Genomic DNA, 23,914 nt, shown 5'->3' with positions numbered 1-23,914 from the left:
TTAGATTTTTTTTGAGTGCAGTTGATGCTTTTTTGGTAAATCTAAACTTTTGGATATTAAAATCTTTTTTATCTGAATAAGCGCTTAAGCACGCTTTTGTAATAACTATAACAATACCAAGAAATAACTAAGCTTCACAGGGTTTTATTACTTCTCCGAGCTCCCCTTTTACCTCTTCCATAACAACATAAGTGCGACTTTCACTTATATTTGGTAATTGCAGCAGTATGTCGCCCAAAACACCTCGATACTCAGACATATCTGTTACTCGTGTTTTGAGTAAAAAGTCAAAATTACCAGACACTAAGTGACATTCTATTATTTCATCATGCTGCCTTACTGCTTGATTAAACTTATCGAATACATCAGGGCTATTCTTATTTACCGTTACTTCTACATAAACTAACAGCCCCTGTCCTAACTTAGCAGGGTCAACAACTGCTTTATACCCCTTTATATAGCCTTCTCGCTCTAGCTTTTTTACTCGCTCTAAACAGGGCGTTGCACTAAGTCCAATTCTCCTTGCTAACTCTACATTTGAAAGTCTGCCATCTTTCTGAAGTTCTACTAAAATGTTTCTGTCTATTCGATCTAACTGTTGGTACATGTGCTTTTCAGAGTTTTAATCTGCCATACGATACTTTTTAGAATTTATATCTAGAAGATACACCAAAAAAGGTAGGACATGCTAGCTAATGACCAATATAATAGTCGAAAATTTTATCCCGTTCTTATATGTGAGGCGATTATTATGCTTATCGGTGTACCTAAAGAAATAAAAAACCATGAATACCGTGTTGGTATGGTTCCAGCAAGTGTTCGTGAATTAATTAACCACGGCCACCAAGTTGTTGTTGAAACAAATGCTGGTATTGGCATTGGTTTTACTGACGAAGATTACATTGCAGTTGGTGCAGAAATCTTACCAACAGCTGCTGATGTTTTTGCAAAAGCAGACATGATTGTTAAAGTAAAAGAGCCTCAAGCAGTTGAGCGCGCTATGTTACGTGAAGGTCAAATCCTATTCACTTACCTTCACCTTGCACCAGATCTTCCACAAACTGAAGACCTTGTTAAGAGCAAGTCTATCTGTATCGCATACGAAACTGTAACTGACGCTCGTGGTGGTTTACCGCTTCTTGCGCCAATGTCAGAAGTTGCAGGCCGTATGTCTATTCAAGCTGGCGCTCAGGCACTTGAAAAATCAAATGCAGGCCGTGGTATGCTTCTAGGTGGTGTACCTGGTGTTGAGCCTGCTAAAGTAGTTGTTATCGGTGCTGGTATGGTTGGTAACAATGCAGCACAAATGGCTGTAGGCATGGGTGCTGATGTTGTTGTTCTTGACCGTAACGTTGACGTTCTTCGTCGTGTAGACGCGCAATTCGGTAACCGTGTTAAAGCTGTATACTCAACTGCTGACGCTTTAGAAAAGCACGTACTTGAAGCTGACCTTGTAATCGGTGGTGTTCTTATCCCAGGCGCTGCAGCACCAAAACTAGTGACTGCTGAACACATCAAGAACATGAAACCTGGTTCTGCAATCGTTGACGTTGCAATCGACCAAGGTGGTTGTATTGAAACTTCTAAAGCAACTACACACGCTGAACCAACATACATCGTTGATGACGTTGTTCACTACTGTGTTGCTAACATGCCTGGTGCTGTTCCACGTACTTCAACGTTTGCACTAAACAATGCAACGTTACCGTATATCATCAAGCTTGCGAACAAAGGCTATAAAGCTGCACTTCTTGAAGACGATCACTTCATGAATGGCTTAAACGTGATCAACGGTCAAATTACATGTAAAGAAGTTGCTGAAGGCTTCAACATGGAATTCGTAGATGCTCGCACTGCACTAGAAAATGCTTAATCTATAAGTAGAATGAAAAAAAACCCGCTTTCAGCGGGTTTTTTTATTTTATTTAATTACAGAAGTTAAATCTAAATATTTAACCAAGTATTACCACTCAAACATATAGGCCATTTTACTGATGGTTCTTAATGCTACACCATGGGTATTTCGTTTAGCATACAAATGCTGCAAAGATTTATCTTTGATCTCACCCACCACCACTTCTTTAACTTGATAACCTAACGCATGGGCTGCTTGTGCATATGCTACAAACTCCCATTTTTTAATATTAGTGTTATCAACAATCACAAGTGGGATACCCTCAGCAAGCGCATTGATATAACGAGCAAGATTCAAATTATGAAATTCTGATAGCTTGAATTTATCGAAATGATACTCACCTTGTTCGTTATAAAAATAATCGTCTGTTGCACAAATCGTGTATTGTGTTTCATCACCTGCGACGAGTTCATCGACTAAGTTTTGTGCATAATGGCTTTTGCCTGAACCTGGGAGCCCTCTTAGAATAAAAACTTGCTTCATTGCCTCTCAACTAATTACTTATTTTTATCACTGAATATACGCCAATGATGCCATATTTATGCAAATTAGTCATGATACTTATATATATAGTGTTATTTAGTGCAATTGACCTGAAAAGAGTTGTCATAAATGGTTTTTTTATTTGCTCATCACAGGTAAGATAATGCCCTCGTACCAAAGGGTACGACAGTTTAAATAATTATTAGAGTAACTAAATCATTGGAGTGAAGATGAGCCACATAGCGATAACGGAGCTACTTAAAGGCACCGTTGCGGTAGACAGCCAAGTAACAGTAAAAGGTTGGATCCGTACACGCCGCGATTCTAAAGCAGGTATTTCTTTCTTAGCCGTACACGACGGTTCTTGTTTTAACCCTATTCAAGCAGTTGTTCCGAATTCGCTCAATAATTATGATGAAGTTACCAATTTAACTACAGGTTGCTCAGTTAGCGTAACGGGTAAGCTGGTTGAATCTCAGGGTCAAGGTCAAGCTTTCGAAATTCAAGCTGATACAGTTGAAGTTATCGGTTTAGTTGAAAACCCAGATACCTACCCTATGGCTGCAAAGCGCCATAGTATCGAATTCTTACGTGAACATGCGCACTTACGTCCTCGTACAAACGTAATTGGTGCTGTGACACGTGTTCGCAACTGTTTATCACAAGCCATTCACCGTTTTTTCCACGAACGTGGTTACATGTGGATCAGTACACCAATCATCACAGCGAGTGACTGTGAAGGTGCGGGTGAAATGTTCCGTGTATCAACATTAGATATGCAGAACCTACCGCTTACGGATAAAGGTGACATTGACTACACTGAAGACTTCTTCGGTAAAGAAGCCTTCTTAACTGTTTCTGGTCAGTTAAATGGCGAAACATATGCAAGTGCGATGTCAAAAATCTACACATTTGGCCCAACGTTCCGTGCCGAGAACTCAAATACGTCTCGCCACCTTGCTGAGTTCTGGATGGTAGAACCTGAAGTAGCATTTGCTGACTTAGAAGACATCGCTAGCCTTGCTGAAGATATGCTTAAGTATGTATTTAAAGCAGTACTTGATGAACGTCGTGACGATATGGAATTTTTCGCACAACGTATCGAGAAGACAGCGATCTCTCGTTTAGAAGAGTTTGTTGAAAAAGATTTCGCACAAGTTGATTATACTGATGCAATCACAATCCTTGAAAACTGTGGTAAGAAATTTGAGTTCCCAGTTGAATGGGGTGTAGATTTACAATCTGAGCACGAACGTTATCTTGCTGAAGAACACTTTAAAGCTCCAGTAGTAATTAAAAACTACCCTCGTGACATTAAAGCATTCTACATGCGCCAGAATGAAGATGGCAAAACAGTAGCAGCTATGGACGTTGTAGCACCAGGTATTGGTGAGATCATCGGTGGCTCTCAACGTGAAGAGCGTTTAGATGTACTAGATGCACGTTTAGAAGAGATGGGTCTTCACAAAGAAGACTATAGCTGGTACCGCGATCTACGTAAATACGGTACAGTACCTCATTCAGGCTTTGGTCTAGGCTTTGAGCGCTTGGTTGCTTATGTAACAGGTATGGGCAATGTACGTGATGTTATCGCCTTCCCTCGTACTAAAGGCAATGCAAACTACTAATCTGCACTAGATTAAAAAAAGCGCCAAATTGGCGCTTTTTTTGTGTGAGACTAAAAGATGAACCAAAATCTTATGCAAAAAAATCCCCGTAAAAACGAGGATTTTTATAGCTGATTCAATTCACTGAGTGAAATTGAAAAAGTGGTAAATTCTTAATTATAGAACTTCTAATAGCTCAACATCGAATACAAGTGTTGAGAATGGTGCGATTGATGCACCAGCACCACGCTCACCGTAAGCTAGGTCATGTGGGATATAAAGACGGAACTTAGCACCTGGCGCCATTAGTTGAAGTGCTTCAGTCCAACCTTTGATAACACCATTTACTGGGAACTCAGCAGGTTGACCACGCTCAACAGAGCTGTCGAAAACTGTACCGTTAATTAATGTACCGTGGTAGTGAACGCGTACAGTTGAATCTGCAGCTGGCTTGTCACCTTCACCTGTTGCTAGTACTTCGTACTGTAGGCCTGACTCAGTAACAGTTACTTCTGCACGCTTAGCGTTGTCTTCTAGGAAAGCCGTACCTTCAGCAGCTAATACTTTAGCTTCTTCTTCGCGACGCTTTTGAATTTCTGCATTGATTGCTTCAAATGCAGCTTGAATTTCAGGGATTTCAACACGAAGTGCTTCACCAGCATACGCATCTTTCATACCTTCAAACACTGAGTGAAGGTTAAGACCGTCGAAAGGGTTAGCTTTAAGCTGCTCGCCCATTTGAAGACCGATACCGTAGCTTGCTTTTTCTGCACCTGTATTAAATAAATCAGACATGTAAATTTTCGCTTTTTTAATTTAAAGAATGTTGCAGTGTAACACACTGCAGATTGAGATAAAGGTTACTCTGCTTGCTGCTTATCCATTAATTTTTTTAGTTCTATCACAACAAATGTTGCAAAAGGTAAGCTCAGTACTAATGAAAGTTTTAACTCTTTGCTGTAGTCGATGAGTTGCTCTGTAAAAAAATAGCCAAAGCCAATGATACCAAAAGCACCAACTATTATTGCGCAGAATATTGGCCATACTTTTTCGTACTTCACAATTAAGTGACCAACTAATAGATTAAACAGAAATGTGTAGAGAACGGTGTTAAGAAGGTTAGGGTCTTGTTGTGCATCGATTGATAATTGCAATGCCATTTCCAAGCCACTGACATAGAAAAAACTAAAAATGATCCAAAGTGAAAAACGCTTTACCAAATCAAGTTTCATACTTCCTCCAAACGAAAAAAACCGCCTAAAGGCGGTTTTGGGAATGAGGTGGCGGAGAGATAGGGATTTGAACCCTAGATACGCTATTAACGTATGCCGGTTTTCAAGACCGGTGCTTTCAACCACTCAGCCATCTCTCCGTTGTTGGCGCGAATAATAGAGAGTTTTATAAACCTTGTAAAGTACTATTTTAAAAAAAGAACCAATATTGAATTGTTTGATTACTAATAATACTGTTTAGGTCGTTTTGCTATGAATGCGCCCATTAAACTCACGCAAGTTAAGCTTATGAGTACAAACGCTGAATCAACAAATAATTTTGTGATCTCATCTAATGTATAATTTTGTGTATATAAAAGGGGAGCAAATGAAATGCTCCCAACAAAAAGTAACACTTTAAAAGCTCTTGAAAATTCATAGCGTTTACTATAATTCATCCACCAAGTAAGCACTAAAAGTAAAAATGATGCTGGAAGAAATAAATATTGAACTTGTTCCGTGACATAAGATGAATAGTAAGAAAGAGCAGCCCCTATTGCGGACCACAATAACCAAACCCACCAATTCTCTTTTTCTTTTAAAAATAGATTGCCCATAAAGTGTCACATGTTTTTATTATTATTAATATCTTTATAAGACTAACAAATATACTGGCTATAAAACAACCGTCTCGGGCAACAAAAAAGCGCTCAATTGAGCGCTTTCTTAATTATGATTTTAAAGCTTTTCGTTGCGCTTCTTTTTGCTGCTGTTTTGCTTGCTTGCGCTGTAATAAAGCTTCTTGAGCTTCATGGCCTATATGGCCTTCGCCACGCTCTTGCGCCAATTTCATTTGTTTTTGACGCTCAGCGAAGCGTGCACGCTGCTCTTCAGTTACATTATCAATACAGTGATGACAAGAAACACCCTCTTCATATTCAGGCTTTTGTTTTTCTTCTTCGGTGATCGGCATACGACAAGCATGACACTGATCGTATTGACCTTTTTGTAAGTCATGATCGACGGCTACACGGTTATCGAATACAAAACACTCACCTTCCCATAAAGATTCTTCTTTCGGTACTTCTTCAAGGTACTTAAGAATGCCGCCTTCTAAGTGGTAAACTTCATCAAAGCCCTGCTCTTTCATATAAGCAGTCGACTTTTCACAACGAATGCCGCCTGTACAGAACATCGCTACTTTTTTATTTTTAGCAGGGTCTAAGTTTTTCTCTGCCCACTCAGGGAATTCACGGAAAGTCTTAGTGTTTGGGTCAATAGCATGTTTGAATGTACCGATTTCAATTTCGTAATCATTACGTGTATCAACAACCACAACATCTGGGTCCGAAATAAGCGCGTTCCAATCTTGTGGCTTAACATAAGAACCAACCACTTTTAACGGGTCGATACCTTCTACACCCATAGTCACGATTTCTTTTTTAAGTTTTACTTTTGTTCTATAGAACGGACACGTTTCGTCGTAAGACTCTTTAGAAACAATATTATCTAAACCTGGTTGCGCATCTAACCAAGCAAGTAATGTATCAATACCTTCGCGCTTTGCAGCTACAGTACCGTTAATACCTTCAGCAGCAAGCAGCAAAGTACCACGTACTTCATTTGCTTCCATAACCTCTATAAGAGGCTGACGAATTTCTTTGAAGTTTGGTAATGAAACGAATTTATAAAGTGCACATACAACATATTGAGCAGACATAATATTCCTAATTAGCTTTGAATAAGGCTATTAGTTCTTAAGCACGACTAATAGCTAACTACCGGATCGTAAATCCGGCGCCGGAGGCGGTATTGTACGGATTTAACAAAAAAATGCACGAATAAAGCTAAAATATCCCTGTGTTGCAGAACTCTGTTTGATATAATTGCTGCTTAAACTTTATTTGGAGTAGTAACTTTGCAATTTACCGAATTAGGTATTGATAGCCGCTTGGCTCAACAACTTTCGCACCAAGGGATAGTTTCACCTACTGAAATTCAGGCTCAGGCCGTTCCGACTGCAATCGCAGGTCACGATGTATTTGCACAATCTAAAACTGGCTCTGGTAAGACATTAGCTTTCTTACTGCCTGCAGTGCACAGAATAATGAAACAAAAAGCACTAAGTAAGCGCGATCCAAGAGCGCTTATCATTGCACCTACACGTGAACTCGCGACACAAGTTTTTAATCAATGCCGACTGTTAATTGCAAGCACTAATATTTCATTAGTGAAAATCCTTGGCGGTGAGAACTTTAACGACCAAGTTAAAGCACTTCGTAAGAATCCACACATTGTTGTAGCTACCCCTGGTCGCTTAGCTGATCATCTATCTCAAAACACAGTACAATTAAATGGTTTAGAACTGCTTATTTTCGATGAAGCTGACCGCATGTTAGATTTAGGTTTCGAAGAACAATTAAACTTAATCAACCAATCTGCTGATCATCGTCTAAGACAAACATTGCTATTTTCAGCGACTTTAGATCATGCACAAGTTGAAGTCACTTCTCGTCAGCTCTTAAAAGCACCAAAACGCATCATTTTGAATGATGCCCAACAGAAACACGACGACATTGAGCAAGCACTATATTTTGCTGATCATCTTGATCACAAAGAAGCACTTCTCAAACATTTAGTGACTGATGAATCTGTTGGTCAATGCATCATTTTTACAGCCACAAGAAACGACACTCAGCGCATTAGTGAACTGCTTAAAGAAATGGATATCTCTGCAGTAGGTCTTGCGGGTGATTTAACGCAAGCCAAACGCTTAGACATCATGGACTCTTTTAGTCGCGGCTTATTTAAAGTATTAGTGACCACAGACGTTGCATCACGTGGTCTTGACTTATTAAGCGTTACACACGTTATTAACTTCGATCTCCCTAAACAAGCCGAAGAATATGTCCACCGAATCGGTCGTACCGGGCGTGCCGGCTTTAAAGGTGTCGCAGTATCATTTGTAGGTCCTAAAGATTGGAAGAGTTACCTAGCCATTAAGTCATATTTACACGAAATCCCTGATTTTAAAGTCATTGAAGGGTTAGAAGGTAAATTTAAAGGTCTTAGACCACCAAAACCAGCCAAAAAAATTAACCATAAATCAAAAGATACGGTTAAAAAGGTTAAGAAAAAACCATATAAAAAACCGATTAAGAAAAATAAAAAACCTATCCCTGCGCCATTTGACGTAGATGGTGCAGCACCATTAAGACGTAAGCCCAAGCCAACTGAGGAATAATTATGTTAGGCACAAAACAACATTTACAAATCACTGAGCTTTGCGCTGAAGGTGCTTATTTAGACGGCGGTCAACTAGGCGAAGTTTTTCTGAAAAAATCTGAAGTACCAGAGTATTTAGAAGAAGGTGATAGCGTTCATGTGTTCATTTACCAAGATAATTTAGGTCACCCTACTGCTACGACTAAAGATGTAATAGCTCAAGTAGGTGATTTTGCTTTATTACGAGTTAAAGAAATAAATAAGATTGGTGCTTTCTTAGATATTGGTATCGATAAAGATATTTTATCTCCTTACAATGAACAAAAGCCAAAAATGCGTGAAGGCTATAGCTATCTTGTTAAGTTATATTTAGATAATGCAAGTAAACGTATTTGTGCATCTAGTAACTTAAAGAAATTTTTAGACAAAGAAACACCGTCATATCAACCAAACGAAGAAGTCGATTTAATCGTTGCTTCTAAAACGGATATTGGCTTTAAAGTTATCATTAATGACAGCCATACAGGTGTGGTGTTTTTTAATACCGTTTTCAAAAGACTGTTTATCGGTCAGAAATTAAAAGGCTTTATCAAACAAGTTAGAGAAGATGGCAAAATAGATGTCGTACTTGAAAAGCAAGGCGTGCAAAAGTTTAAGGACCTTGGTGAGCAGATTTTGTCTGAACTTAAAAACTCAGAGGGTTTTATTCCCCTTGGCGATAAATCAGATCCTGAAGAAATTAAGAAACGTTTTGGATCAAGTAAAGCAAACTTTAAAAAAGCCATCGGTGGCTTATTTAAACAAGGCTTAATTGATATCGAAGCCAAGTCTATTTCTTTGAAAAAACAGTAATACGAATCCTAAATAACACTTAATCATTTAGTTAAACGGATTGGTATAAACAACAATTTTTAAGAAAAAGGCAGCTTGCGCTGCCTTTTATCGTTTCGTCAGTCAATTTAAGCGTTAATTTCCAAATTAATGGCTTCTAACGCTTTAACAGGATCTTCGGCTTTAGTAATTGGTCTACCAATTACTAAATAATCACTTCCTGCTTCGACCGCTTTCTTTGGTGTCATAATACGCTTTTGGTCGCCAACATCTGCGCCAACAGGACGGATGCCTGGTGTCACTAATTTGAAATCAACGCCTAATTCAGTTTTTAAACTTTCAGCTTCTTGAGCTGAACATACGACACCATCAAGACCAGCTTCTTTAGCAAGCTTGGCAAGGTATAAAACTTGGTCTTGTGGAGTTTTATCAACACCTAGACGTGATAGTTGTGCCTGATCCATACTTGTTAGAACAGTCACCGCAATCAGTAATGGACCATTTTCATATTTAGCTAAGGCTTCTTTTGCCTTTTGCATCATTTCTAGACCACCACTTGCATGCACGTTAACCATCCACACACCTAGCTCAGCAGCGGCTGTTACAGCTTTAGCAACTGTATTAGGAATATCATGGAATTTTAGGTCTAAGAATACATCAAAACCTAAGTCAACTAATTGTTTAACAAACTGAGGGCCGAAATAGGTGAACATTTCTTTACCGACTTTAAGGCGACACGTTTGAGGAGAAAGTTGCTTAACAAAGTCTAATGCTGCTTGTTCATTATCGTAATCAAGCGCAATTAATACTTTTTTAGAATCGTGTTGAGACATAATAATCCTAATCGAATAAAGTTAAGTAAGCCTTAAAAACCATCAACACCTTTATTTGGTCGTATAGTTTCCCAATGCTTACAAGAAGGGCAAAGCCAATATAATTTATGGCTTGTAAAACCACAGTGACGACATTGATACTCTGGTTTAGTATTTATGTAGGATGTAACTAAATGATCTATCTCATTTAATACATCTTGTAGTTTGTGGTTTTTACTACTCAGCAGTTTTAATAAGTAACTAAAACCTCTAATTGATGGCTCACGTTTTAAACTATCAGTTAGAAATTCTATCGCTTCATTGGCTTTGTTTAATTCCAATAAAGATTGGCAGTGCTTAATTTTTATTAACATGCCTCCTTTTGGTAATAACTCACTGATTAGTTCATTGTATTGCGACTTTAAATTTAGCGCATTATAGCTATGCTCTAACTGTTCCATATAGATTGGTGCAGTATCAGTAAAACTACAAATGAGTTTTCGCCAATAATATATACTCTTTACATAATCTTCATTGTTATAAGCATCAAAACCAAGTTCATACATAGGGCGAATAGTTTTATGATTAAGTGCAAACGTTTTTTCCATTAATTTAGGCGTTTGGTTAGATAATGCAGTTTCACAATAAAAGTTTGCGATTGCTGCACAATGGCTTCTTTTACTAAATAAGTCACTATGTGCTTCAAACATATTCACGCCTTTTTGCCATTCGCTCATTTGTGAATACAAATTAATAATTGGCTCTAGCGCTTGCGTGTTATTCGACTTGACTAGAATAATTAAGTGCTCTTCAGCACTGTCTAATAAGCCAGCCATTATGTAATCTTGCGCGAGCTCAAGTCTGCAATCAGACATGATGCGTTCATCTAAATTTGGCTGATTAAGAAGAAGTTCATGAATTTTGATTGCTCTATCTATTTCGCCTCGTTTGCGAAATAAGCTGGCTAATGTTAGGTAATGCTCGACAGAGTCGGCAGAAACTTCAAGAAGTTGAATGAGGTGTTCAAGACCCTGATCTTCTTCACGGTCTAGTAAGAATTTTAGCCCTTTACTATATTCGGACGTTATTTTTCTGCTGTATTCATGAGCTTGATTCTTAGCACTATTCTTACCCATTACATAACCGTAAGCAGCAGCAACAGGAAGAAGTAAAAACAGCAGTTCTATCATTATTGAGTATTTATCTGACCAGCGTTTACTTTATCTTTTTTATTTAAACGGTAATTCTGCCATTTTAGTTTAGAAACCGAAGCAGTGCCGATTAAACAACCAATCAACAACCCAATAATAAATGTGATTGCGAGAATAGTGGCAAGAGGTAAAGTGCTACTCGCTAATATATAGTTTACTTGTACTTCTGAAGGGTTTTGTGAACCTATTACAAAAGCTAAAACTATTAGAACTAACAACAATCCTTTTTTGGCGATCTTTACCAACTGCTACCCTACCCTTAACCAGCAATACTTGCGTTTACTCTGTCTCTAAGCTCTTTACCAGGCTTAAAGTGTGGGACGTGTTTACCATCTAATTCGACTGTTTCACCAGTTTTTGGGTTACGACCTGTACGAGGGGCACGGTAATGTAGTGAAAAACTACCAAATCCACGAATTTCAATTCGTTCAGATTCTGCTAATGACCCTGCCATTTGTTCAAGAATCTCTTTAACGGCATTTTCAACGTCCTTAACTGGAATATGAATATGTTGTTCAGCTAACTGTTCTATCAATTCTGACTTTGTCATAATTTTTCCTCAAAATAAAAAGAAAGGGCAAAAGTGCCCTTTCTATCTGTACTCGAAATTAGTCTTTCTGAGCGTTTTTGAAAGCTGCAGCCATTGCATTTTCGAATGCTGGCTCTTCTTTCTTCAGCTTCTCAAGAACTTCTTTCTCTTCAGCTTCGAACATAGCTTTAACTGAAAGGCTGATAGTACGGTTCTTACGATCAACACCTACAAATTTAGCTTCAATTTCGTCGCCTGCAGAAACAACAGTAGTTGCATCTTCAACACGCTCTTGAGCGATGTCAGCTACACGGATGTAACCTTCAACACCTTCGATAAGCTCAACAGTTGCACCTTTCGCGTCAACTTCAGTCACTTTACCTTTAACAATAGCACCTTTTTTGTTTGCGTCTAGGTAGTTATTGAAAGGATCAGCTTCAATTTGCTTAACGCCTAGTGAGATACGCTCACGCTCTGGGTCAACTTGAAGTACGATTGCAGTGATTTCGTCACCTTTCTTGTACTCACGTACCGCTTCTTCACCTGGAGTGTTCCAAGAGATGTCAGATAGGTGTACAAGACCGTCGATACCACCTTCAAGACCGATGAAGATACCGAAGTCAGTGATTGATTTGATCTTACCTGTAACTTGGTCGCCTTTGTTTTGAAGACGAGCAAATTCTTGCCATGGGTTAGCAATACACTGCTTAAGACCAAGAGAAATACGACGACGCTCTTCGTCGATTTCAAGAACCATAACTTCAACAGTGTCACCTAGTGAAACAACTTTTGAAGGGTGGATGTTTTTGTTAGTCCAATCCATTTCTGAAACGTGAACTAGACCTTCAACACCTTCTTCGATTTCAACGAAACAACCGTAGTCAGTTAGGTTAGTAACACGACCTGAAAGCTTAGCACCTTCAGGGTAACGGCCAGCGATAGCTGCCCATGGATCTTCGCCAAGCTGCTTAAGACCTAGAGAAACACGAGTCTTCTCTTTGTCGAACTTAAGTACTTTAACTGCGATTTCGTCACCAACGTTAACGATTTCACTTGGGTGCTTAACGCGCTTCCAAGCCATGTCAGTGATGTGTAGAAGACCATCAACACCACCTAGGTCTACGAATGCACCGTAGTCAGTAAGGTTCTTAACGATACCTTTAACTTCTTGACCTTCAACAAGGTTAGCAAGTAGTTCATCACGCTCTTGTGAGTTTTCAGACTCGATAACTGCACGACGAGAAACAACAACGTTGTTACGCTTCTGGTCAAGCTTGATTACTTTGAACTCTAACTCTTTACCTTCAAGGTGAGTTGTGTCACGTACTGGACGAACATCAACAAGTGAACCAGGTAGGAATGCACGGATTGAATCAACTTCAACAGTGAAACCGCCTTTAACTTTACCGTTGATGATACCAGTAACAGTCTCTTGCTCTTCACATGCTTTTTCAAGACGGATCCAAGCTTCGTGACGCTTAGCTTTCTCACGAGAAAGGATAGTTTCACCGAAACCATCTTCGATAGCATCTAGTGCTACGTCTACTTCATCACCAACAGCAACTTCTAGTTCACCAGCAGCATTTTTGAATTGCTCAGCAGGGATTGCACTTTCAGATTTAAGGCCAGCGTCAACAAGAACGATGTTGTTCTCGATTGAGATTACAGTACCTTTAACGATTGAACCTTGTTCTGCTTCAAAACCCTTTAGGCTTTCTTCAAATAACTGCGCAAAATTTTCTGACATTATACGTCTCTAAATATTTAATAATCCAATTGGCAACCATGCCGCATGGGGTAGTTTAACAAGCACCGGCTTCCTGTCAGTACATTAAAAATCTATGCTATAAGAGATTGTTTTAACTTACCATTAATGACGGCTTGTTCAAGAATGTTTTGAACTTCATTAAACACTTGTTCAGCGTTTAATGTTGTCGTATCAATTACAATGGCGTCTTCAGCAGGCACTAACGGCGCTACTTTTCGATTCATATCTCTGTCATCTCTCGCTTGAATATCAGCAAGAAGACCACTTAGTGTAACATTTAACCCACGACCATTCAACTCGTCAAAACGACGTTGAGCACGCTCTTCTGCGCTTGCTGTAAGGTAAATCTTAACTTCTGCATTTGGAAATACAACTGTGCCCATATCACGACCATCTGCAATTAAACCTGCTTCGGTTCTAAATGCGCGCTGGCGACGCAACAAAGCTTCACGAACTCGTGGTAACGCAGCAACTTTTGATGCAGCAGCGCCCACTTCTTCATTTCGGATCGTTAAACTAACGTCTTCGCCTTCTAAGATCACTTTACATGATTTGGTTTCACGGTCGATTGGAAATTGCACATCAAGATTAGCAGCAAGAGGCACTAATGCTTCTTCGTTGTCTAATTCTATGTGGTGATGAATTGCAGCAAGCGCTAAAACACGGTAAATAGCTCCACTATCTAGCACTTCCCAATTCAATTTTTCAGCTAATAAACGGCAAACAGTTCCTTTACCTGAACCACTTGGACCGTCAACGGTGATAACTGGCATTGCAGCCTGCATTTAAACCTCCTGAAATGCTCACCAAAAAATTCCGCGGCATTATACATCATGTTTTATGAATAGATCCTGTTTTAGCTGTAACTTTTTGTTAAATAATATAATTGAGGTACAGGGCTATAATGTTATAACCCTGCTTTTTCAAGATCTTGGGAGATTAATGAGAGCTCAATGAAGCAAGTACATCGAAGTATGTTGGAAAGGTTTTAGCCGTACATTTTGGATCATTAATGATTACTTCTTGGCCGCCCACTGCGACCATTGAAAAACACATGGCAATTCGATGATCATCATAAGTATCAATATCAACTAAATTCAATGTTTCAGGTGGTGTAACCTCAATAAAGTCATTCCCTTCAACAACTTCAGCACCTAATTTTTTTAATTCAGTTGCCATCGCATGTAGACGATCTGTTTCTTTTACACGCCAATTGTATATATCTCTAATAGCCGTTTTGCCTTTAGCAAACAGTGCCACTGTCGCTAATGTCATAGCAGCATCAGGAATTGCATTGGCATTGATATCAACGCCATTTAACTCGCCTTTACGTACAACAAGCTTTTCATCATACCAATCGATCTTAGCGCCAACTTGCTCCATAACTTTTGCAAAATCAATATCGCCCTGTACACTTGCCTTGCCGACGCCATTGATTTCTATTTCTCCACCATTGATGGCTGCAGCTGCAATAAAGTATGACGCAGATGATGCATCTCCTTCTACCATAATGCTATTTGGTGACTGATAGCCTTGACCAGCTTTAACAACAAAATGCTGATAGTTGTCATTTTCTACTTGCACACCAAATTTTTCCATCACACCAATTGTAATATCGATATAAGGTTTGGAAACTAATTCACCAATGATCTTGATATTTAAATCGCCATCGAATAGAGGTGCAGCCATTAAAATCGCTGTCAAAAATTGACTTGAAATACTGCCATCAATTTCTACATATCCACCTAATAGCTTTTTACCAAGGATTTTTAATGGTGGATAATCTTTATTTTTAAGGTAAGTAATATCTGCATCAATAGAATCTAATGCATCAACTAAATGACCTATCGGGCGCTCTTCCATTCTAGGCTCGCCAATAAGCTCATAATTGCCTTCAATAGCGGCTAAAACAGCTGTCAAAGGACGATATGCAGTACCAGCATTACCTAAAAATAGTGGTTCATTTGGCGTTTTGAATTTACCTGAAACACCATGAACAGTTGCGATGGTCTTGTCTTCGTTAAGCTCCACCTTAACACCTAACTGCCCAAGCGCTTTTAGCATGTGCCTGATGTCATCGCTATCAAGCAAGTTAGTGACTTGCGTCACACCATCAGCAAGTGCTGCAAGCAGCAAGATTCGGTTCGATAGGCTTTTAGAGCCAGGTAAGGTTACAGAACCACTTACCTGTTTAATTGGCTTTAAGGTAAGTTGTTCCATTAACTATTTTCCTGTGCAAATTTATCCATAAACGCGACTAGAGCTTCAATACCTTCTACTGGCATTGCGTTATAAATACTTGCACGCATACCGCCAACAAATCTATGTCCTTCTAGGGCTAGTAACCCTGCGTTTTCAGCTTCAGTTAGGAACTTATCGTTTAATGCATCATCTTTTAACCAGAATGGGACATTCATCAGTGAGCGACAGTGTGTAGCAACTTTATTAGAATAGAAGTCTGAGCTATCAATATACTCATATAGGATCGCTGCTTTTTTCTTATTATGCGCTTCCATTGCTTTAACTCCACCGATCGACTCTAGGTATTGAAATACTTCACTTGCTAAATACCAAGCAAAAGTTGGCGGTGTGTTATACATACTGCCTTGTTTTGCTTCAATCGCATAGTCAAGGATAGCTGGACGGGGTAAGCCTTCTCGCTCTAACAAGGTTTTACGCACGATAACAATACATAAGCCTGAAGGGCCGATATTTTTCTGAGCACCAGCATAAATTAAATCAAAATCATCTACATTGATTTCACGTGACAAGATCATTGAAGACATATCTGCCACGATAGGTGCATCGTGCTTTGGCACGTCGTATATCTCAATACCATCAATTGTTTCGTTAGGACAATAATGAATAAACGACGCTTTTTTAGGCAAGTTCCACTGTGCAACTGGCTGAATATCGAATTGGCCATCTACATCAGTGCGAATATTAATGCCGTCTACTTCAGTAAATTTAGCACCTTCTTTAGTTGCTCCACTAGACCAAATACCATTCTCAACATATACGCCAGGTGCTTCATCTAGGTGAAGATTTAAAGGCACAGCAGCAAACTGGCCACGACCACCGCCATGCATAAATAAAACTTCAAATTCATCTGAAATATTCATTAAACGACGAAGGCTTGCTTCGCACTCTTTTACCATTTCTAGGTAAGGCTGAGCTCTGTGGCTCACTTCCATGACAGATACACCTAGGTTCTGCCAATTTAAAAATTCTTGTTGTGCTTTTTTCATTACTTCTGGTGGCAACATTGCCGGACCAGCACAAAAGTTATATACCGTCATTTCCTCATTCCTAAACTGTATATTTGTGAACGCATTGAGTTATCGTTATAAATAACTTCACGCTTTTTAGAGTTAAAAAAAGCGGCCGAAGCCGCTTTTTAAGATTTATTCACTTGGAGTTTCTTCACTACTCTCTTGTGTACCTTCTGGGTTATCTTGCACTACTGCTTCAGAACCGTCTTCAGGTAATTCATCAACTTCGATTTCTTCGATACGTTGTAAACCAACTACTTGTTCTTCGTCAATAGTTCTTATCAAAATAACGCCTTGTGTGTTACGGCCGACAGTAGAAACTTCGTTAACACGGGTACGTACAAGCGTGCCTCGGTTTGAGATAATCATGATTTCATGGTTATCTTCAACTTGCACCGCACCTACTACGTTACCGTTACGCTCAGATACCTTAATTGATACAACACCTTGTGTTGCACGGCTCTTCGCTGGGTAGTCTTCTAGAGGTGTTCGTTTACCATAACCATTTTCAGTAACGGTCAAAATTGCACCGTCATTCTTAGGTACGATCAATGATACAACTTTAACACCGTCAGGCATCTTAATACCGCGAACACCGGTTGCTGTACGACCCATAGGACGTAAAGCAAGCATTTCTTCACCAGTATCAGGATCAATCTTAACTTCACCTGTTTCTGAATCACGAAGCTTTTCGTTGAATCGAACTACCTTACCATGATCTGTGAATAGCATGATATCGTTGCTACCATCTGTGATGTCAGCACCGATCAAGTTATCACCTTCGTTAAGGTTGATTGCAATAATACCGCTTGCACGTTGACGGCTATACGCTGTTAAAGGTGTCTTCTTAACAGTACCGTTTGCCGTTGCCATTAATACATACTTGTCATCTTCATATTCACGAACCGGTAAAATGGTTGTGATACGTTCATCAGCTTCTAGTGGCAACAAGTTAACGATTGGCTTACCGCGTGCTTGACGTGATGCGAGTGGCAATTGATACACTTTCAACCAGTACATTCTACCAGCTGTTGAGAAACACAAAATGGTGTCGTGTGTATTTGCAACTAACAGACGCTCGATGAAGTCTTCATCTTTCATCTTAGTTGCAGCTTTACCTTTACCACCACGGCGCTGTGCTTCGTAATCAGATAATGGCTGATACTTTACATAGCCTTCGTGAGAAAGTGTTACAACAACATCTTCTTCGTTGATCAGATCTTCAAGGCTAATATCGTGAGCAGCAGCACTGATCTCAGTACGACGTTCATCACCATATTGCTCTTTGATTTCAACTAATTCATCACGGATAACTTCCATTAATCTTTCTGGTGAAGAAAGGATATAAAGAAGTTCAGCAATTAGGTCTAATAGCTCTTGATATTCACCAAGGATCTTCTCATGTTCAAGACCTGTTAGCTTGTGTAAGCGTAAGTCAAGAATAGCTTGAGCTTGTTGCTCTGATAAATAGTACTGACCGTCACGGATACCTAGTTCAGCTGCTAACCAATCCGGACGTGCTACATTGTCTTCACCTGCTTTTTCAAGCATAGCTTTAACAGTGCCTAACTCCCAAGGACGAGAAACAAGCGCTTGTTTCGCTTCCGATGGCGTTGGAGACTTACGAATTAACTCAATAATTGGGTCGATATTAGCAAGTGCAATTGCTAAACCTTCAAGTGTATGCGCTCGATCACGCGCTTTGCGTAAATCGAATACAGTACGACGAGTTACAACTTCACGACGGTGGATAATAAACGCATCAAGCATTTCTTTTAAGTTGAAACACTTAGGTTGGTTATTATCAAGTGCAACCATATTCATACCGAATACCGTTTGCATTTGTGTCTGTGCGTAAAGGTTATTTAATAGCACTTCACCCACTTCACCACGCTTAACTTCAATAACGATACGCATACCGTCTTTATCAGACTCGTCACGAAGTGCACTAATGCCTTCGATTTTCTTATCTTTTACAAGCTCAGCGATTTTTTCGATTAAACGCGCTTTGTTAACTTGGTAAGGGATTTCATGAACGATGATCGTTTCACGACCAGTTTTTTCATCCACTTCAATTTCAGCACGCGCACGAATGTAAATCTTACCACGACCCGTTTTGTATGCTTGTTCGATGCCTTTCTTACCGTTAATAATCGCGGCAGTTGGGAAATCTGGACCTGGGATATATTCGATTAACTCTTCAATCGTTAAATCAGGGTTTTGAATAAGCGCTAAACAGCCGTTGATCACCTCAGTTAAGTTATGAGGTGGGATATTTGTCGCCATACCTACAGCGATACCCGATGAGCCATTTACTAATAAATTAGGTACCTTAGTTGGTAAAACATCAGGGATTTGCTCTGTACCATCGTAGTTAGGTACATAATCAACGGTTTCTTTTTCAAGATCAGCTAATAGTTCATGCGACATTTTCGCCATACGTACTTCGGTATAACGCATCGCAGCAGCTGAGTCACCGTCAACAGAACCAAAGTTACCTTGACCGTCAACCAGCATATAACGTAGAGAGAAAGGCTGAGCCATACGAACAATCGTGTCGTATACAGCACTGTCACCATGCGGGTGGTATTTACCGATAACATCACCGACAACACGAGCCGACTTCTTATAAGGCTTATTCCAGTCGTTACGAAGCTCATTCATGGCAAATAATACACGACGGTGAACAGGCTTTAGACCGTCACGTACGTCTGGTAATGCACGACCTACGATTACACTCATCGCGTAATCTAGGTATGAATTTTTTAACTCGTCTTCGATATTGACCGGGAGGATTTCATTGGCGAGATCAGTCATTGATTGCACTTTCCTTCAGAGTCTATCTCTATTAGCACTATCAAGTGCCCTAGAGATTAAGTTATTATTAATATCAACGCTCATGCTAACACAGATTTATTATTATTACAGGCGCAAAATCCGTGTGATTTTGAAATAATCCAATTTAAATGCGCTCAGATTCACGAGGAAGTTTTTTATGACCGAGCATCAAAATGTAGATCCACAAGAAATTGCGAAATTTGAGAGCATCGCAGAAAGATGGTGGGATACAGAAGGAGAATTTAAACCCCTTCATGATATTAATCCATTACGTCTCGATTTTATTAATGACAAATCTAATGGTTTATTTGATAAACAAGTTGTCGATATCGGCTGTGGTGGCGGTATTTTAACTGAAAGCATGGCGAAACTTGGAGCCAAAGCGACCGGTATAGACTTAGGCCAAGAGCCACTCAATGTTGCCAAACTGCACGCTTTAGAAGTGGGTGTAAAAGTTGACTATATAAAAGTACCCGCTGAGGAATTTGCAGCAAACAATACTGAGCAATTCGATGTAGTAACTTGTATGGAAATGCTTGAGCACGTCCCAGATCCAGAATCTATTATCCAAGCTGCTGCACAAATGGCAAAGCCTGGCGCAAGTGTGTTCTTTTCTACGCTAAACAAAACGATTAAAGCGTATTTACTTGCAATCGTCGGTGCAGAAAAAATTCTAAAAATGGTACCTGAGGGTACACATGAGCACGATAAGTTTATTCGCCCTTCTGTTTTAATCGGCTGGGCTGAAAAAGCAGGCCTTAAAGTTCGCGCAAGTGCGGGGATCAATTATAACCCAATCAATAAAACATTTACCTTAAATGATGATGTCAGTGTGAATTACTTACTACATTTCGAGAAACTTGATTAATGAAGGCTGTCATATTCGATTTAGATGGCACCCTACTCGACACCACTGACGATTTGGGGGCTGCTTTAAACCACGTTCTTGAAATAAATGGACTTGCTGCTGTTTCTCGAGAGGTATATAGCCCTGCTATTTCTGATGGCGTAAAAGCGCTCTTAGATGTTGGCTTTGGTAGTCGTCTCGCTGAATTTGATTTAGCTCGCTTAAGACAAGATGTACTTGATCATTATGAAGCTAACATTGCAGTGCATACGGATTGCTTTGATGGTGTACCAGCATTAATTCAATCTTTAATTAATGATGATATAAAAGTCGCAATCATGACAAATAAGCCAACATTCCTGACTTTACCACTAATTGGGCAAATTTCAGAACTTAAAGAAATTGAAGTTATTGTTTGTGGAGACACATTAGATGAAGCAAAGCCTTCACCTAAGCCATTATTATATGCAGCAGAACAATTAGGTATTAGTTCATCAGAATGCCTTTATGTCGGTGATGCACAACGAGATATTCAAGCAGCAAAAGCGGCTGGTATGACTTCTGCCTGTGCTTTATGGGGATACATCCCAAGTCTTGAAGATGCGTATAGTTGGCAAGCAGATCTAAATTTAACTAACCCTCTTTTAGTGCTAGACCATATCTAGTGCTCATATTTACGCCAAAACACTACATCTAGTGTTTTGGCTCTTTCATCACCACAAGCTGCTCATTAAGAAAACACTATAAATATTTTTTTATTTTCTTTAAAAATCGCATCATTTTTATTGATTTCCTGCTGAGGTTACTTGCGTCAAACCTCAAAAGGTTAATAGTTACTAACACTTTTTATTTATCCCAAACTTATCCACATTTGTGCATTTACCTTGCTATTGCAAATTAAATTGAACCCCACTATCTTGTGATCCCAATCAGAAGAACCACCATATATAGTGGTCAAAACCTGAGCTTTTTTTCGCCAATTATTTTTTAAATATTCAATCCGAAGGATTACAGGCACAGCTATGAACCAACAGTTATCTGTCAGTAAAAGAAACGGCCGCAAAGAGCCGCTCGATCTCGATAAAATTCACCGCGTCATTACTTGGGCTGCAGAAGGCTTAGATAATGTTTCAGTTTCTCAGGTTGAATTAAAATCACACATTCAATTTTATGATGGGATCCGTACTGAAGATATTCACGAAACTATCATTAAAGCTGCTGCCGATTTGATCGATAAAGACTCTCCAGATTACCAGTACCTTGCTGCGCGTTTAGCTATTTTCCACTTACGCAAAAAAGCATATGGCCAGTTTGAGCCGCCACGTTTATACGATCACATTACAAAGCTGGTTGAACAAAAGCGTTATGATCAACACCTTCTTATCGATTACACCGAGCAAGAAATTGACGAGCTTGATAACTACTTAGATCATAGCCGCGACTTAAACTTTAGCTATGCAGCGGTGAAGCAGTTAGAAGGTAAGTACCTTGTACAAAACCGTGTAACTGGCGAAATCTATGAGAGTGCTCAATTCTTATACATCCTTGTTGCTGCGAGTTTATTCTCTGATTACCCTAAGGAAACTCGTCTTGATTACATCAAACGTTTCTATGATGCCGTTTCTTTATTCAAAATTTCATTACCGACACCTATCATGGCAGGTGTTCGAACACCAACACGTCAATTCAGCTCTTGTGTATTAATTGAAACGGGTGATAGCTTAGACTCAATCAATGCGACTTCATCAGCAATAGTTAAATATGTGAGTCAACGTGCTGGTATTGGTATAAATGCTGGTCGTATTCGTGCGTTAGGAAGCCCTATCCGCAATGGTGAAGCGTACCACACAGGTTGTATTCCGTTTTACAAGCACTTTCAGACAGCTGTTAAAAGTTGTTCTCAAGGTGGTGTACGCGGTGGTGCAGCTACCCTATTCTACCCGCTTTGGCATTTAGAAGTAGAAAACCTACTGGTACTTAAAAACAACCGTGGTGTTGAAGAAAACCGTGTTCGTCACCTAGATTACGGTGTGCAATTCAACAAAACAATGTACGCTCGCCTTATCAAAGACGACTACATTACGCTGTTCAGCCCGTCTGATGTGCCGGGTCTTTACGATGCATTCTTCGAAGATCAAGAAGAGTTCGAGCGATTATATACACAGTACGAGCAAGATGAGTCTATTCGTAAGAAGCGCATTAAAGCGATTGAGCTATTCTCTATGTTTGCGCAAGAACGTGCGAGTACAGGCCGCGTTTACTTACAAAACGTTGACCACTGTAATACGCATAGCCCATTTGATTCAAAGGTTGCACCTATCCGTCAGTCTAACTTATGTCTTGAAATTGCGCTGCCGACAAAGCCGCTTTCACACATTAATGACCCAGAAGGTGAAATCGCGCTGTGTACGCTATCAGCATTTAACCTTGGTGCAATCGACTCTCTAGATGAACTTGAAGAATTAGCTGAGCTTGCTGTTCGTGCACTTGATAATCTATTAGATTTCCAAGACTACCCGGTTCCTGCTGCACACACAGCAACCATGGGTCGTCGTACGCTAGGCATTGGTGTAATTAACTATGCTTATTATCTTGCGAAAAATGGCGTTAAATACTCTGATGGCAGTGCGAATAACCTAACACACCGCACATTCGAAGCGATTCAATACTATCTAATGAAAGCTTCAAATGAACTTGCTAAAGAGCGTGGTGCATGTCCTAAGTTCAATGAGACAACGTATTCAAAAGGTATTATGCCGATTGATACTTACAAGCGTGATCTAGATAACATTTGTAACGAAGCGCTTCACCTTGATTGGGATTCGCTACGCGCAAGCATTCAAGAGCACGGTATGCGTAACTCGACGGTATCTGCACTGATGCCATCAGAGACTTCATCACAGATCTCAAATGCGACAAATGGTATTGAGCCTCCTCGCGGCCATATCAGTGTTAAAGCAAGTAAAGATGGTATCTTGAAGCAAGTAGTGCCTGAATATGAAAAGCTAAAAGAACAATATGAGCTACTTTGGGACATCCCTTCGAATGACGGTTATCTTGGTCTTGTAGGTATCATGCAGAAGTTTATTGACCAAACTATCTCTGCTAACACGAATTATGATCCAACTCGCTTTGAAGGTGGTAAAGTACCAATGAAGTTGCTTCTTAAAGACCTGCTTACTGCTTATAAGTTAGGTGTTAAGACACTTTATTATCACAATACACGTGATGGTGCGTCAGACTCTCAAGACGAATTAAAACCAGAAATTGAAGATGATGGCTGCGAAGGCGGCGCGTGTAAAATTTAATTAAGACGTGAGTAAGCATTGTGCTTACTCACTTTTTTGCGTTATCGAGTATTAAAA

The 23,914-nt window shown here is 39.6% G+C and carries 22 protein-coding genes and 1 tRNA gene; 7 read left to right on the top strand and 16 right to left on the bottom strand.

Features of this window, described 5'->3' with window-relative positions; genetic code table 11:
* Window positions 1-127: 127 nt before the first annotated feature.
* Window positions 128-607: a leucine-responsive transcriptional regulator Lrp gene (gene lrp / locus ACXAC4_RS07855; protein WP_130254308.1), complete on the bottom strand. Its 480-nt coding sequence runs from the start codon at window positions 605-607 to the stop codon at window positions 128-130.
* Between the two features lie 144 nt (window positions 608-751).
* Here lrp and ald point away from each other — a divergent pair, with 144 nt between their 5' ends.
* Window positions 752-1,873 (top strand): alanine dehydrogenase, encoded by a 1,122-nt coding sequence (gene ald, locus ACXAC4_RS07850; RefSeq protein WP_058029738.1) that lies wholly within the window; start codon window positions 752-754, stop codon window positions 1,871-1,873.
* 90 nt (window positions 1,874-1,963) lie between these two features.
* Here the strand turns inward: ald and ACXAC4_RS07845 are convergent, their stop codons facing one another.
* The gene (locus tag ACXAC4_RS07845; RefSeq protein ID WP_349287292.1) at window positions 1,964-2,398 is read right to left on the bottom strand and encodes an ATP-binding protein; all 435 of its coding nucleotides are present in this window, start codon (window positions 2,396-2,398) and stop codon (window positions 1,964-1,966) included.
* A gap of 230 nt (window positions 2,399-2,628) precedes the next feature.
* Here ACXAC4_RS07845 and asnS point away from each other — a divergent pair, with 230 nt between their 5' ends.
* Window positions 2,629-4,026 carry an asparagine--tRNA ligase gene (gene asnS / locus ACXAC4_RS07840; protein ID WP_475160392.1) on the top strand — a complete coding sequence of 466 codons (1,398 nt, stop codon included), beginning with the start codon at window positions 2,629-2,631 and terminating at the stop codon, window positions 4,024-4,026.
* A 156-nt stretch (window positions 4,027-4,182) separates the two neighbouring features.
* Here asnS and ACXAC4_RS07835 read toward each other — a convergent pair whose 3' ends face one another.
* The 5 genes from ACXAC4_RS07835 to trhO form a co-directional block, all read right to left on the bottom strand.
* Complete coding sequence (locus ACXAC4_RS07835) at window positions 4,183-4,800, bottom strand: FKBP-type peptidyl-prolyl cis-trans isomerase (RefSeq protein WP_138482268.1); 618 nt, start codon at window positions 4,798-4,800, stop codon at window positions 4,183-4,185.
* A 65-nt stretch (window positions 4,801-4,865) separates the two neighbouring features.
* Window positions 4,866-5,237, bottom strand: a complete 372-nt coding sequence (locus ACXAC4_RS07830; protein ID WP_475160390.1) for a hypothetical protein — start codon at window positions 5,235-5,237, stop codon at window positions 4,866-4,868.
* A gap of 49 nt (window positions 5,238-5,286) precedes the next feature.
* Window positions 5,287-5,377, bottom strand: a tRNA-Ser gene (locus ACXAC4_RS07825).
* Between the two features lie 84 nt (window positions 5,378-5,461).
* The gene (locus ACXAC4_RS07820) at window positions 5,462-5,833 is read right to left on the bottom strand and encodes a hypothetical protein (RefSeq protein WP_138568563.1); all 372 of its coding nucleotides are present in this window, start codon (window positions 5,831-5,833) and stop codon (window positions 5,462-5,464) included.
* Window positions 5,834-5,946: 113 nt separating this feature from the next.
* Window positions 5,947-6,936 carry an oxygen-dependent tRNA uridine(34) hydroxylase TrhO gene (gene trhO / locus ACXAC4_RS07815; RefSeq protein WP_475160388.1) on the bottom strand — a complete coding sequence of 330 codons (990 nt, stop codon included), beginning with the start codon at window positions 6,934-6,936 and terminating at the stop codon, window positions 5,947-5,949.
* Window positions 6,937-7,134: 198 nt separating this feature from the next.
* Between trhO and ACXAC4_RS07810 the strand changes: the two genes are divergently transcribed.
* Together ACXAC4_RS07810 and ACXAC4_RS07805 are read left to right on the top strand one after the other, a co-directional pair.
* The gene (locus ACXAC4_RS07810) at window positions 7,135-8,460 is read left to right on the top strand and encodes a DEAD/DEAH box helicase (RefSeq protein ID WP_475160387.1); all 1,326 of its coding nucleotides are present in this window, start codon (window positions 7,135-7,137) and stop codon (window positions 8,458-8,460) included.
* Window positions 8,457-9,293 (top strand): CvfB family protein, encoded by an 837-nt coding sequence (locus tag ACXAC4_RS07805; protein WP_475164078.1) that lies wholly within the window; start codon window positions 8,457-8,459, stop codon window positions 9,291-9,293. Before ACXAC4_RS07810 ends, ACXAC4_RS07805 begins: the two co-directional genes overlap by 4 nt.
* A gap of 107 nt (window positions 9,294-9,400) precedes the next feature.
* Here the strand turns inward: ACXAC4_RS07805 and pyrF are convergent, their stop codons facing one another.
* The 9 genes from pyrF to gyrA form a co-directional block, all read right to left on the bottom strand.
* Window positions 9,401-10,105: an orotidine-5'-phosphate decarboxylase gene (gene pyrF, locus ACXAC4_RS07800; protein ID WP_475160385.1), complete on the bottom strand. Its 705-nt coding sequence runs from the start codon at window positions 10,103-10,105 to the stop codon at window positions 9,401-9,403.
* Between the two features lie 32 nt (window positions 10,106-10,137).
* Window positions 10,138-11,274 (bottom strand): lipopolysaccharide assembly protein LapB, encoded by a 1,137-nt coding sequence (locus tag ACXAC4_RS07795; RefSeq protein WP_475160383.1) that lies wholly within the window; start codon window positions 11,272-11,274, stop codon window positions 10,138-10,140.
* The gene (locus tag ACXAC4_RS07790; RefSeq protein WP_475160381.1) at window positions 11,274-11,540 is read right to left on the bottom strand and encodes a lipopolysaccharide assembly protein LapA domain-containing protein; all 267 of its coding nucleotides are present in this window, start codon (window positions 11,538-11,540) and stop codon (window positions 11,274-11,276) included. The genes ACXAC4_RS07795 and ACXAC4_RS07790 overlap by 1 nt, the downstream gene beginning before the upstream one ends.
* A 14-nt stretch (window positions 11,541-11,554) precedes the next feature.
* Complete coding sequence (gene ihfB / locus ACXAC4_RS07785; RefSeq protein ID WP_138482285.1) at window positions 11,555-11,845, bottom strand: integration host factor subunit beta; 291 nt, start codon at window positions 11,843-11,845, stop codon at window positions 11,555-11,557.
* A 58-nt stretch (window positions 11,846-11,903) separates the two neighbouring features.
* A complete protein-coding gene (gene rpsA / locus ACXAC4_RS07780) occupies window positions 11,904-13,571 on the bottom strand; it encodes a 30S ribosomal protein S1 (protein WP_058029725.1) in 1,668 nt (555 codons plus the stop codon).
* Between the two features lie 92 nt (window positions 13,572-13,663).
* Window positions 13,664-14,377 carry a (d)CMP kinase gene (cmk, locus tag ACXAC4_RS07775; RefSeq protein ID WP_349287301.1) on the bottom strand — a complete coding sequence of 238 codons (714 nt, stop codon included), beginning with the start codon at window positions 14,375-14,377 and terminating at the stop codon, window positions 13,664-13,666.
* A 154-nt stretch (window positions 14,378-14,531) separates the two neighbouring features.
* Window positions 14,532-15,812 (bottom strand): 3-phosphoshikimate 1-carboxyvinyltransferase, encoded by a 1,281-nt coding sequence (gene aroA / locus ACXAC4_RS07770; RefSeq protein WP_475160376.1) that lies wholly within the window; start codon window positions 15,810-15,812, stop codon window positions 14,532-14,534.
* Window positions 15,812-16,891 carry a 3-phosphoserine/phosphohydroxythreonine transaminase gene (serC, locus tag ACXAC4_RS07765; RefSeq protein WP_475160375.1) on the bottom strand — a complete coding sequence of 360 codons (1,080 nt, stop codon included), beginning with the start codon at window positions 16,889-16,891 and terminating at the stop codon, window positions 15,812-15,814. The genes aroA and serC overlap by 1 nt, the downstream gene beginning before the upstream one ends.
* 105 nt (window positions 16,892-16,996) lie before the next feature.
* On the bottom strand, window positions 16,997-19,681 hold the full coding sequence (gene gyrA / locus ACXAC4_RS07760; protein ID WP_475160373.1) for a DNA gyrase subunit A: 2,685 nt from the start codon (window positions 19,679-19,681) through the stop codon (window positions 16,997-16,999).
* Window positions 19,682-19,859: 178 nt separating this feature from the next.
* On the opposite strand from gyrA, the gene ubiG reads away from it, so the two are divergent.
* The 3 genes from ubiG (at window position 19,860) to nrdA (ending at window position 23,857) form a co-directional block, all read left to right on the top strand.
* Window positions 19,860-20,570 carry a bifunctional 2-polyprenyl-6-hydroxyphenol methylase/3-demethylubiquinol 3-O-methyltransferase UbiG gene (gene ubiG / locus ACXAC4_RS07755; RefSeq protein WP_475160371.1) on the top strand — a complete coding sequence of 237 codons (711 nt, stop codon included), beginning with the start codon at window positions 19,860-19,862 and terminating at the stop codon, window positions 20,568-20,570.
* On the top strand, window positions 20,570-21,214 hold the full coding sequence (locus ACXAC4_RS07750) for an HAD family hydrolase (protein ID WP_475160369.1): 645 nt from the start codon (window positions 20,570-20,572) through the stop codon (window positions 21,212-21,214). The genes ubiG and ACXAC4_RS07750 overlap by 1 nt, the downstream gene beginning before the upstream one ends.
* Window positions 21,215-21,571: 357 nt before the next feature.
* Entirely contained in the window at window positions 21,572-23,857 is a 2,286-nt protein-coding gene (gene nrdA, locus ACXAC4_RS07745; RefSeq protein ID WP_475160368.1) for a class 1a ribonucleoside-diphosphate reductase subunit alpha, read from the top strand.
* The last annotated feature ends 57 nt before the right edge of the window (window positions 23,858-23,914 follow it).

The organism is Pseudoalteromonas sp. AWM4_233 (genome assembly GCF_056158285.1).
This window is presented reverse-complemented; position numbering and strand designations above follow the sequence as displayed.